The sequence below is a fragment of the Paenibacillus sp. MMO-58 genome (genome assembly GCF_037146255.1).
Classification (GTDB): Bacteria; Bacillota; Bacilli; order Paenibacillales; family Paenibacillaceae; genus Pristimantibacillus.
The window spans coordinates 1,059,471-1,072,215 of record NZ_JBBCVY010000001.1 but is presented as its reverse complement, the minus strand read 5'-3'; the positions used below and the strand labels follow the sequence as shown (position 1 = coordinate 1,072,215).

At 48.6% G+C, this 12,745-nt stretch carries 9 protein-coding genes; all 9 read right to left on the bottom strand.

What is annotated here, in order from left to right:
• Positions 1–59: 59 nt before the first annotated feature.
• The 9 genes from WFJ73_RS04965 to WFJ73_RS04925 all read right to left on the bottom strand — a co-directional run bounded on the left by WFJ73_RS04965 (position 60) and on the right by WFJ73_RS04925 (position 12,660).
• Positions 60–1,844, bottom strand: coding sequence for an ABC transporter substrate-binding protein (locus WFJ73_RS04965; RefSeq protein ID WP_336771965.1), 1,785 nt, complete (start codon positions 1,842–1,844; stop codon positions 60–62).
• Between the two features lie 237 nt (positions 1,845–2,081).
• Positions 2,082–2,885 (bottom strand): sugar phosphate isomerase/epimerase family protein, encoded by an 804-nt coding sequence (locus tag WFJ73_RS04960; RefSeq protein WP_336771964.1) that lies wholly within the window; start codon positions 2,883–2,885, stop codon positions 2,082–2,084.
• Entirely contained in the window at positions 2,882–3,961 is a 1,080-nt protein-coding gene (locus WFJ73_RS04955) for a Gfo/Idh/MocA family protein (protein WP_336771963.1), read from the bottom strand. Before WFJ73_RS04955 ends, WFJ73_RS04960 begins: the two co-directional genes overlap by 4 nt.
• Before the next feature lie 24 nt (positions 3,962–3,985).
• Complete coding sequence (locus tag WFJ73_RS04950) at positions 3,986–4,870, bottom strand: carbohydrate ABC transporter permease (RefSeq protein WP_336771962.1); 885 nt, start codon at positions 4,868–4,870, stop codon at positions 3,986–3,988.
• Positions 4,871–4,885: 15 nt separating this feature from the next.
• Entirely contained in the window at positions 4,886–5,779 is an 894-nt protein-coding gene (locus tag WFJ73_RS04945) for an ABC transporter permease (protein WP_336771961.1), read from the bottom strand.
• A gap of 69 nt (positions 5,780–5,848) precedes the next feature.
• A complete protein-coding gene (locus WFJ73_RS04940; RefSeq protein WP_336771960.1) occupies positions 5,849–7,771 on the bottom strand; it encodes an ABC transporter substrate-binding protein in 1,923 nt (640 codons plus the stop codon).
• 16 nt (positions 7,772–7,787) lie between these two features.
• Entirely contained in the window at positions 7,788–9,146 is a 1,359-nt protein-coding gene (locus WFJ73_RS04935) for a response regulator transcription factor (protein WP_336771959.1), read from the bottom strand.
• A complete protein-coding gene (locus WFJ73_RS04930) occupies positions 9,143–10,891 on the bottom strand; it encodes a cache domain-containing sensor histidine kinase (RefSeq protein ID WP_336771958.1) in 1,749 nt (582 codons plus the stop codon). The genes WFJ73_RS04935 and WFJ73_RS04930 overlap by 4 nt, the downstream gene beginning before the upstream one ends.
• Positions 10,892–10,971: 80 nt before the next feature.
• The gene (locus tag WFJ73_RS04925) at positions 10,972–12,660 is read right to left on the bottom strand and encodes an amylo-alpha-1,6-glucosidase (protein ID WP_336771957.1); all 1,689 of its coding nucleotides are present in this window, start codon (positions 12,658–12,660) and stop codon (positions 10,972–10,974) included.
• Between the last annotated feature and the right edge of the window lie 85 nt (positions 12,661–12,745).

The following is a 12,745-nucleotide window of genomic DNA, read 5'->3' as shown; positions in this document are numbered from 1 at the left end:
GGTAGCAAAAAAAGACGCAAACCGGTTGTAAGCCGGCTTGCGTCTTGTTGCCACACCTCTTATTTTCTCTTATCCACTTCGGCTTGAATTTCCGTCGTAATCTTGTCGCCACCTTGTGCTTTCCACTGCGATACGAAGGTATCAAACGAATCAAGCGGCTGTGAGCCCAGAATAATTTTCAAATACGTTTGTTTCTGCAGGGATTGCAAGTCTGCCCATGATTTCGTCATCGTTTCGGTTTGGCCGCCATACACGTTTGGAGTCACAACGATGTTGTTCTCATTGTCGGTTACAACCTTCATCGCGTTATTGTAAGCGAGGTAACCAATCCGGTTGGCAATCGCCGTGTTCAGTTCCTCTTCCGTAGGCTTGCCCTTCAAGATGTTCTCAAGCGGGTTGCTAATCTCCGCCTGAAGCTGCTTCAAACCGTCAACTTCCGTAGGCAGAAGAATACTCTCATCGGCTTTGCCTGCCAGAATATCATTGTATTTCTTCTGTTGGTTATAGATCAGTGCCGGATCGTTAACGCTCAAGTCCACGTATTGTGCATGCGCTGCAACCGATACCGTTCCTGCTTTTTGATACTCTTCACTTACCGGAACGAGCTCAGGAATCGTTTTGTCCTGGAATTCGGTCGACAAATTGATCAACTGAATGAGAAGCTCTGGATGCGCAAAGCCTTTTTTCACCACCATATAACCGCCTGGACTTGGGTTGGAACCCACGTTCAGCTTGCCGTCAGATGTCAACAGCGCATAGGCTTTCCAATCCGCATTCGGATTGTTGTGGATCGTATTGCCGAGCGGATAATATGGAGCATACCAAGCTTCAAATACCATGCCTGCACGGCCGGAGCTTACGTCTTCCGTTGTTTTGCCCCCGTCTTTCAGACCGTACTCTTTGTCCAGCGAGCCTTCTTTGTACATATCACGTAATACGGCAAGAGCAGCTTTTGCCTCAGGCTGGATACCGCCGTATTTCACCGTACCGTCTTCCCCTTGCATCCAGGTTGCCGGGAAAGCGTTCATCTCCCAGTAAATCGCGTCAAGCGTATGAAGGTCGAATTGAGAGCTGTACATGCTGTTGCTTTGCGCCACGAGACCTAACGTATCATTCTTGCCGTTGCCATCCGGATCCTGGGTTGTGAACGCTTTCGAGATGGTGCGGAGATCATCGATGGTCTTCGGCTCCGGCAGGTTCAGCTTCTTGCGCCAGTCTTCGCGCACCCATACAAGCATCGGCTGTTCTTTTTCCATGCCGTAAGGAATGGCCATCATTTTGCCGCCAAAGTTAACGGTATCAAATGCGTATTTATTGGCAGCGTAACGGTCTTTTACTTTCTGTGATGCGTATTTCTCGAAGTATGGCGTCATGTCTTCAATCATATCGCCCTGAACAAGCGTATTTAACATGCTGACAGTTGTCTGTCCTTCAAGCGGGAAGATATCCGGAATACGGTTGCTCGCAATATCCAGCGACAGCTTCTTCGCATATTGGTCGCCATCGGAAGGGGCCGTCCACAGCAGCTTTCCTTTGACGTTTAAGGTTTTCTCTACATAATCCTGGAAGGCGTTTTTCTCATAGCTTTGTCCTGCCGGGAACTTGGGATCCTGGTTAATGCTTTTGACAGCCGTGTAATTCACGACGTCTTTGTAAGGTGCCATCGGATCTACGGCTGCATCCGGGCTTGGACTTGCGCTTGCATCTGCGTTTGCGCTTGCCGTTGCACCCGCATTGTTTGAATTTTTTGCAGCGCTTTCATTTGAACTGTTGGAGCAGGCTACCATGGAGAACATCAAGCAAGATGCAAAAACAACGGATAATGCTTTTTTGCTGCGCTTCATTTCTTACTTCCCCCTTATTAAATGTCTTTCAAACAAGTTCATTGTACCAATCCATAGGGAAATAGCCGTCAGAATACTGGACGCAGCTTGGTAGAGAAAAGGTGGTTGTTTTTATGTCAATGTAAGCATTTCCATCCATTCTTCCACCCCAATCGCTCAAAATTCCAATGTATCTTGTCTTACTAAGATTATCGACTAAAAACGACAGCCGTCAACAAAAAAATGACCTCTGAATGATCAGAGGCCATCGTTAAGCAGCTGCCTTACATAAGCTAAGCTTTCCTTTACTTCATCCGACGGATCATGATCCATCGGCTCGTGCTCGATGGTAAGCGCGCCTTGATAGTTTATCGCTTTAAGCTCGTTTATCACATCCGCGATTGGAACAATGCCTTGTCCAAACGAACAGGAATCATGTGATCCCGCTGCTGCGACATCCTTGAGATGAACGTGGACAAGATGCTCCTTCAGCTCTTGTACGGCTCGAACGGGGTCGTAACCTTGCGTTGCGAACCAACCCGTATCGAGCGTGGAGCCGATCCAAGGCGCGAAGCCGTCAATCTGATCCAGCACTTCCTTAGCATTTTTCTCCGGATGATTCTCAATACCGTACTTGATGCCAAATTGCCTGCCTAGTTCATGGATTGCAGAGGCATTCGATGGATGAAAACCATTGGCAAGCACGGGAGCGCCAATCGCATTGGCCGTCTCGTAAACCTTCTTCATGTCATCCTTGCCGGCATGCGGCGTGCGGAAGGACGGCGTATAGGAAACCACTTGAAGCTCATAGCGCTCCAGCAGGTTCGCAGCCGTACGAATCATTTCAGGCGTGGCTTGAACGGGATCAAGATGAGCTACCCATAGTTCCAGCGCATCAAATCCTAATCGCTTGATTCGATCCACCAATTGTTCGAATTCATAGCCGAATGATGCGCTATGGAACTTACGGAAGGTCTCCTCCTGGTAAGCTCCCCATTCAAGGCCGGGACGATATTGAAGAGCTTCAGCCACATAGTTGGCCGTCATGAATGCCAGCTTCATTCTTCTACTCCTCCCAGGTCCACTTCGACAAGCTTGCCTTCGCGGGCGGACTCGTATATAGCTTCAATAATCGCCATGTTCACGAAGCCGCTGTAAGCATTTGTGATAGGCTCTGCCTTCTGCTGAATGCAATCGGTAAAATGGCGGATCATAAGCGAACGCGGATCTTCAGAGGCCGACGAAGGCATAATGTCAATGTCACCAGTACGATTGAATTGTTCGAGAAGAAATCTTCCGGTGTCGCCTTGAAGCGCAGCACCTCCCTCTGAGCCCATCAGGTGCAGGAACGAACCGTTATTCTCAGCGATGGTATGGGCTGCCCAGCTCACTTCGAGCTGCAAGGTAGCGCCGTTATCGAATCGGATCATGGCCGATGCCAAATCTTCCACATCAAAGCTGCCCTTCCAATTCGGCGTTCCCCAGGTTCCGATTCCCTTCTTCTTCCCGCCGAATTCGGAATAAGCGGCCGCGAAGACGGATACCGGCTTCGGGCTGCCCATCAAGTAGATGGCGAGGTCCAGCATATGAACGCCAACATCGATTAACGGACCGCCGCCCGACAGCTTCTGCTGGGTGAACCAGGAGCCCCAGCCCGGTATGTTTTTTCTGCGGAACCATCCGGTTTTTGCATAATAGATTTGACCAAGCGCTCCTGTTGCAGCTTGCTCTTTAATCGCCAAGGAAGCAGCATCCCAGCGTAACTGATGCGGGATCATAACCACTTTGCCGGATTCCTTTTGTGCTCTTACGATGTTTCTCGCGCTTTTCAAATCAATGGCCAGCGGCTTCTCGATCAGGACATGCTTTCCTTCTTCCAGAGCCTGAATGACCAATGCTTCATGAAATAGATTGGGCACCGCAATAATAACCGCATCAATCTGATTATCTTGCAGCACCGCGTCGATACTCTCGTGCACGGTTGGAATATGGAAGTGCACTGCGACCTGACGGGCTGCCTCAAGCTGCACGTCGGCAATAGCCGCAACCTCGGTATCTAGCTGCTGCTGAAAGTAAGAGGCATGTACTTTGCCGATTGTGCCGGCTCCGATAATGCCGACTCTTAATGTTTGATTCACCCTAAACTCTCCTCTATCGTTTATCTACTCTTTGACGGAACCCATCATAATGCCGTGAATGAAATAACGCTGCAGGAACGGATAAATCGCAATGATCGGAACGAGAGACAAAATGATTTTTGCCGCGTTCAGCGTCTTGTTGGATACAAGGCTGGCTTCGATAATTTCCTGGCTCGTCATGCGGGACGGGTCAATCTGAATGAAGATCGACTGCAGGTACGTTTGCAGCGGCATCATTCCGGGATCGCGGATGAAAAGCAAACCGTTCAAATATTCATTCCAAGTCCCCACGATGGTAAACAAGGAAACGGTTGCAAGCACCGGCATCGATAAGGGCAGAAAAATCCGGAACAGCATTTGCCAAGGGTTCGCCCCGTCAATACCGGCTGATTCTTCCAGTTCTTTAGGGATGCTCCTGAAGAAGTTGATGACAAGAATCGTATTGTAGACATTAACAATCCCCGGCAATACGAGCGCAGCCATCTTGTCGAACAATCCCAGATCATTGACGATCATATAGAACGGAACGAGACCTCCGCTGAACAACATGCAGAAAATTAGAAGCCACATGAATGGGGTTCGGAGCGGAAACTGTCTCGGATCTCGCGATAACGGAAAAGCGAGCAGCAGCGTTACAAGGAAACTCCCGGCCGTTGTATAGACAACCCGTTCAATGGATACCCAGGCTGCCTTGAAGAAGGCGGCATCCTTGAAGATGCTCACATAGGATTGAAACGTGATATCCCTTGGAAAGATGGATACGAGTCCCGCTTCCGCTTTTGCCTGGGCGCTAAGCGATACCGATAACGTATGAAGCATCGGCGCTATGGATAACAACATAATGAGAAGCATAAGCAAATAGACCATGTAATCAAAGGCCGATTTCTTCTTCCGAATTGAGGCGATCATTGATTGTCCCTCCCTCTAAAAGATGCGATAGCCCGCAAATTTCGATGCCAGTTTGTACGCCGTAGCAATTAAGAGCAAGCTGATGACCGACTTGAACAAACCGACCGCCGTGCCTAATTCGTAATTAACCTGTTCAAAGCCGATGCGGTAGACGTAAGTATCGATGATATCGCCCGTAGGCTCTACAACCGGGTTATACAAATTAAATACTTGGTCAAATCCGGCATTCAGAACGCCTTGAAGGCTTAATGTCGCGAGCAGAATGACGGTTGTCGTTATGCCCGGAAGACTGATATACCTGATTTTCTGCATGCGGGTAGCCCCATCGATATCCGCCGCTTCGTAGAGGGACGGATTAATATTCGTTAGCGCAGCCAGATAGACGATCGCCGAGAAGCCGAATTCTTTCCACACGTCGGTCACGACGAGGATCGGACGGAACCACGTATTGCTGCCAAGGAACAGAATGGGATCGTGCACGCCAAGATGAGCGAGAATCACATTAATTAAACCGTTGGAACCCAAAATATCTTTAATGATCCCCGCGATAATAACCCAGGATAAAAAATGCGGGAGATAAACGATCGTCTGCACCACTCGCTTGAAGAACATTTGTCTCACTTCGTTCAGGAAGAGAGCGAAAACGACAGGAACGATAAGGCCCGTTACCATCTTGGAAATGGATATAATCAAGGTGTTGCGAATCGCCTGCCAGCTTGCCTGGTTATGAAACATATAGCTGAAGTTCTCGAACCCGACTAAAGGAGAATGCCACATCCCTTTACCCGGATTAAAATGTTGAAACGCCATAATTATGCCGAACATCGGCGCAATACTGAACAAAGCAAGTAACGCTAGTCCGGGAATCAGCATGAGCAAATAGTGATAACTGTTTTTGGATAATTGCATGGGTCCCCCTCATTTCCCTGTTATTTTTAGAAATAGGCGCTAACTGCCGCCAGCGCCCATTTCATCGTCTTATTTGCGTTTGTCCAGCTCGGCTTGTACTTCTTGCGTTATCTGGTCGCCGCCCTGCTCGCCCCACTGCTTCACAAAGGAATCGAAGGAATCGATTGGCTGCGATCCGATAATAATCTTGAGGTATGCCTGTTTCTGTAGCGATTGCAGATCTGCCCAGGATTTGACCATGGTAGCCGTCTGACCGGCAAAAGCATTTGGCGTGACCACAATATTGCTCTCATTATCCGTCACGGTTTTCATGGCATTGTTATAAGCCAGGAACCCGATCCGGTTTGCGATTGCCGTATTCAAAGCTTCCTTCGTCGGATTGCTTTTCAGAACATTTTCAAGCGGATTTTTCATTTCCGCTTCGATTTGCTCAAAGCTCGAAATTTCAGTCGGAAGCAGGATCAATTTGTCTGCTTTTCCGGCCAGAATGTCATTGTATTTCTTCTGCTGGTTATAGATCATGGCTGGCTCAATAACAGCCAGGTCCACGTATTGCGGATGCTGGGCTACGGATACCGTTCCCGCCTGTTCATACTTCTCGTATGCATCCTGAAGCTCCGGAATCGTCTTGTCCTTGAATTCCGTAGAGAGATTAATTAGCTTCATAAGCAATTCCGGATGCTTGAAGCCTTTCTTCACGACCAGATAACCAGCCGGACTAGGGTTTGCGCCTACATTCAGTTTGCCATCGGAACTCAACAGAGGATACGCTTTCCAATCTGCGTTCGGATTGTTTTGCAGCGTATTGCCAAGCGGATAATAAGGAGCGTACCAAGCTTCGAATACCATGCCTGCACGGCCGGAGCTCACATCCTCCGTTGTTTTTCCGCCGTCCTTCAGTCCGTATTCTTTATCTAGCGAGCCTTCCTTGTACATATCGCGCAGGATGGACAACGCGGCTTTGGCTTCCGGCTGAATGCCGCCGTATTTGACCTTGCCGTCTTTGTCTTGAATCCAAGTCGCTGGGAAAGCGTTCATTGCCCAATAAATAGAGTCGAGCGTATGAAGATCAAATGCCGAACTGTACATGCTGTTGCTTTGCGCAACAAGGCCTAACGTATCCTGCTTGCCGTTGCCGTCCGGATCTTGGGTTGCGAAAGCTTTTGAAATGGTCCGAATATCGTCAATCGTCTTTGGCTCGGGCAAATTCAGCTTTTTGCGCCAGTCTTCCCTCACCCAGACAAGCATGGGCTGTTCCTTTTCCATCCCGTAAGGAATGGCCATCATTTTGCCCCCGAAATTCACGGTATTGAAAGCATACGGATTCTGAGCGTAACGATCCTTAACGGTTTGCGAAGCATATTTCTCGTAATACGGCGTTAAGTCCTCGATCATATCCCCCTCTACCAGCGTGTTCAACATGCTGACGATATTCTGGCCTTCAATGGCAAAGATGTCGGGAATGCGATTGCTAGCGATATCGAGAGATAATTTCTTCGGATATTGATCACCGTCGGAAGGCGCCGTCCAAAGCAGCTTCCCTTTCACGTTAAGCGTCTTCTCCACATAATCCTGGAAGCTGTTTTTCTCGTAGCTTTCGCCCTCCGGAAACTTAGGGTCCTGATTGACGCTGCGGACAACGGTGTAGTTAACCGTCTCCTTATAAGGAGACATCGGATCCGCGTTCTCATCAACGACTGGGTTATTCGTGTTCCCGTCTTCACTCGAATTGTTCTTGTCTGAGCTCGAACATGCCGCTATAGCCATCATCATGCTGCATGCAACAACCACGGAGAGTATTTTCTTGCTGCGTTTCACTTTCGTCTTGCCCCTTTCGATGCTGTCCTTTCGTTCTTGCTCTCTTATTTTAACAAGCAAGCCCGAAATTCTACTCGTAGTTATGGTCGGGGTCCGGTAGATAACAGATTGCAGTTTTGTTGTAAAAATAAACTTGCCCGTGAACTCTTCGTTCATTTTTCCTACTTCGTTCACTCATTTGTCTATCCGTTTATTTGCGGTATTTCTCCCGGTATTCCTTCGGCAGCAAATGGCGATGCTGCTTGAATACCTTGCTGAAATATTTCTCGTCCTGGAAGCCGGACTGCTCGGCGACGGAATAAATATAATCATTGGTTGCGACAAGAAGCTCTTCGGCTTTGCGGATTCGCATTTCCGTTAACAGCTCGTGGAACGACATGCCTGCAATCGGACGGAAGCATTGGCCGAAATAGCTTCGGCTTAAGGCTACCCTTTGCGCGACATTTTCCTGATTCAGGTTCTCCGACAATTCGTCATGGATGAGCAGGATCGCTTTATAGATTCCGATCGCCGTCTCTTCCGGGAAATTTCGCTGCTGCAGGTAAAGTCTAAGATCGGTTAAACTTTGCAGCAGCTCATGCCAATTCCATTGTGCGGGCACTGATGAAATCTTCTCAAACACCGCTGGTGCGCCTTTAATAGCCGACAACGCTTTCAGGAACTTGCCTGCTTTATCAGCAATATAAACTGAACTGGGCTCTGCTTCTTCCACAAGCTGAATCCAGGTCTGAAATAATCCCGTATCAAATATCCAATGAAGGGATTGGAATAACCGATTAATCTTCTCAACCTGCTCGGTTCCTTTCGCAGACCGGTTAACCGCGGATTGGAATCGCACCGGGGAAGGAAGATCTCTACGAAAACGGTAGAAGACGCTTTCCTTCACCTGCGCAACCCACTCCTTGGTCGTCATAAAATCCTTCTCCGGAGCCGATTCGCAAACAACCGGAATCCAGCTTTCGTACAATTGTTCTTCCTCCCAAAACTTATGAAACGGCTTCACGTCGTAAAAACCGTAGTCGGCAATCCGGAAGCAGCCTTGTTCAATCGGAATAATCGTTGGCGAGACCGGCCAAGGAATGGCGTCCGGCCTCCCGTTTGCTCTCGTAGGCACAAGAATAAGCTCGGGGCATGAAGCTTTCTGAACAACCGCCTGCTGCCGGTGCCTCGTTCCATCGCTGATCCGCTTCTCGATTCTGGCGAGCGCTTCTTCCATCTTGCCTTCTTCAATTTGCGTCTTAACTAGGTAATCGATGGCTCCGGCATGCATGGCATCCACCACATAGCCGAATTCCTGATGGCAGGTAAGCACGACAATCCAGATATGGGGATACTGCTGTTGGACCTCCCTCATTAGTTCAAAGCCCGACATTTTGGGCATGGTCAAATCCGTAATAAGTACATCAATGGGCTGCGCGGACAGCTGTTCCAGCGCTTTTTGCCCGTTCTCCGCTTCTCCGACAATGTCAAATCCGTATTCCTTCCACGGGACCGTCAGGATCAGTCCTTTTCTCACAAAATGCTCGTCGTCCACGATTAATGTCTTCATTGCACAGCCTCCTTGTCCAGAATGGGAAGACGGATTTTTATCATGGTCCCTTTGCCAAGCTCACTGGATATTTCGAACCGATGCTCCTCGCCGAAATATTCCCGAATCATATGATTGACGAATTTCAGGCCAATTCCCATGCCGCTCTTCCGCTTCTCGTTATCCGAGTAGAGCAGTCTTTGGATCGTTTCGGCATCCATTCCCTGCCCGTTATCTTCCACTTCAATAATGAAGTACGCTTCGTTTTCTCTGAACACGCGCACCGTTATTTGCCCGTTATCATCGGTAAAAGCATGATACATCGCATTTTCAACCAAGGGCTGAATCAGGAACCGTATAATCGGCAGCTCCTCCGTATCCGGTTCAATCTCGAAGAGCACATGGAAGTGGTGATTGTAACGAATCTTTTGCAACGCTACGTAATCCTTCAGAGCGGATATTTCCTCGCGCAGATGGACGATCTCCCCTTCTTTCCCCAGGTTATAGTGCAAAATCCTGGAGAATATAGAGACCAGATTGACGATTTCCTCCTGCTTATGCATTCTTGCGATCCATTGTATGGTGTTCAGCGTGTTATGAATGAAATGCGGATTGATTTGATACTTCAGCTTCTGTACTTCCAACTTTCGTTTATTCTTCTCCTTCTCTTCAACCTCGACGATAAGATCCCGGATCCGCGTCCTCATCAGATAGAACCTGTCCACGACTTCGTCGAATTCGATAATATTCATCGGAACATAAGGACGATCGAACTGAAGATCGGTCGTCTGTTTAATCTCTTCCTTGAGCAGACTCAGCTTCTGGTTAATGAACCTCCAGGTCATCCAGGCAAGCAGCAGGGAAATGATTAATGATCCGATTGCAATGGCCCCATAGCGGATGGACCAGGATATAATCTCGTCAGACAAATCTCTCTTGTTCACGACCGCAACGATGGACCAGTTACCTTCGCCGCGCTCGACAAACAGTTTTTTCCCTTTATCGTTAATTACCTGGCTTTGCGAGCCGGATAATGACATTTCGGAGTTAATCGGATACGAATCGTTCAAATCGCTGTATAAAATTTTATTCGATGAATCGAGAATAAGGTAATTCACGTTAAAGCCAAAGGCGTCTTTCGGGAATAGATCCTGAAAAACTTTGAAGTTGGTTTCGATATAGACATAGGTTTTGGGCAGGTTCTTGTTGCCCGTCATTTCCTGAACAATCGAGAACACAATGTTATCGCTGTACAAATAAATACTCGGATGAGGCCCTTGGTACAAGGTTAGCGGATCCGTAAACAGGGTTGGATACTCCATGGGATCTACGTTTTTCTTCAGCAGCATCGTCTGGAACAGATTCATCTGCTGCTCTGGGATAAAATAATACATCGGGCCAAGGCCTTGGTTCGCATAGCTGATTAACGTAAGCCGCGACTCAATATCGCTCTGGATTTCAGATTTCAGGTTGTTCGGGATGGTCGGATTCATATATTGCTCCAGACGCTTTCCGATATCCCCGTCCAAAGTTAGCTGTCTGGATGCGTAGCCGAGATTATCAAGGGAAGATTGCATCGAATGCTCAATCTCCTTCATTCGGCTCTGCACGCCTTTCTCGATGTTATTTTGAAGAATGGAATAAATCGAATAATAGGAAATGCTTCCTATCAGAAGTATCGGGATAAGAAGATTAAGCGTCATAACGCTGCCTAATTTAAACATCAATGTATTGGTCCGTACAATTCTCGCTAATCCTTTTACCATGCTGATCCCCCGCTGCTCTGTATAGGAAAAGGACGCCCCCGCTGGCGGGAGACATCCTAAATTCGCGTTACCTCTATAAGTTATACATATTTGCTGCCAAGCATCAAGAAAATGCTCGACGTCCAAGTAATTCCCGGATCTCGCAAAGCCCGTCCGGTCTTGGCATGGAAGTTCTCCGCCATCCCGCTCTTCGCGACCAGATTGCAGAACCTTTCCGCAAGATCCTTTGAAAATGCCTCTTCGCCTAGTTCTCGCAAAGCATGAGACAATAGGAACATGGGAGGTGCCCAAATCGGTCCTCTCCAGTATCCGTCCTCTTCGAACGAGCTGCTGTCCAGATGCTCGCTTGCGAGTCCATACTCGGTAAGGAAAGCTCCTTCGACTTTTAGCTCTTCTATCATACGGTCCCTGAGCTCCTTGGGCAATTTCTCGCCGAGCAATAAAGGGAGATACAAAATTAACGATTTGCTCTCGACAAACTCATGATTGCCGGCGCGTCTAGCCTTAAGCCTGCCCTCATGGACAAAATGCTCGAGCATGTTGTCCAGCAGCTGCTGCGACCTGGCTTTCCAGCTGCTTGCTTCGGCTAGCATACCAAGCTTTCTCGCGATGATCTCAAGCGTGTCCATTTGAAGAATCAAATAAGTTGCGAGATCAGGACTTTCAAGCGGCATGCCATCCGCGAAGATGGTGCTGTTGTCCCATCCGCAGTCATTGCCGTTATGATATTCCGGCATGCCGTCCTTATCGCTATCTCTGTGATTGAACCACCATTGCGTCCATTTCGCCAGCGAAGGATAAGCCTCAAGCAGATGGTCATTCGTCACCCATTCCGTTTGCTCCATCATCCATCGCAGCGCCAATCCATGGATTGGCGGCTTCACGTAACCTCTTACGAGATAGTTGTCCGTGATTGTATCCGGCAAGGCTCCAAACCGATCCTGGTGATCAAAAACAAGCATCCATTGATGCCAAGCCAGCTCCGGATCCTGCTCCGCAACCGCCATTGCGTGGAAGCAATGGTCCCAGCTCCAGATGCCGCACATGCCGCTTTTGGAGGCATACATCGTTGGCCGCGTAATATTCTCGTAAGGGCGAACCTGTACCATCCAGTTCAAATAGACGGCCAGCTGCCTCGCTTCCGAATAACGGTCGGGGAGCTGAAGAGATGCTTTTTCATAGGCCCCAAACTTGTCTGCTGCAGCCTGCAGGCTGTCCGAGAAGGAGGAATACGTTCGTTCCTTCCACGTAATACTGTCCCGGTATAGCTCAAGAACGCCTTCGGCCGTTGCGGAGCCTGCAGCTGGTGCAAAATCAACATAGACGTAATCCGCATTATCGCCGTTCCAGCTCGTATTGACGATCATATCTCCCGAAACGGAGGTCAGACGGATATGCTCGCGCGAGCCGTCCGAATTCACTTCGCATTGCTTTTCCCCGTAAGGAACGACATGGGAGGCTTTCATAAATTCAATCCGGATGGCTGCCTGCTCGGCACGAACCTGGAAGGTTGTCGGATCCTCGAAGCAAATAACCGCGCTGCCAAATTCCGACCTCAACGTGATGCTTGCGGCGGACGCTTCTTCTGCGAACGGAACGGGCTTCCCCTCATGAAGCAGCGTAAGCCTTGCCACCCGCTGCTGATAAACGTCTTTATGAAGCGATCTTATATAAATTCCTTCCGGCTCATCCTCGTAGATCCCCATTCGATTAATGGCGAAATAAGAGCCGGGGTAACTAAAAGGTATTTTGGATACATCTACCCGCATACTCGAGATGCCTCCCCTGATTTAAAGTATAAAAAGACGGTTCCGCGAGATAGTAGGAAAATCGTTCGAAAAAGGTAGATAATCG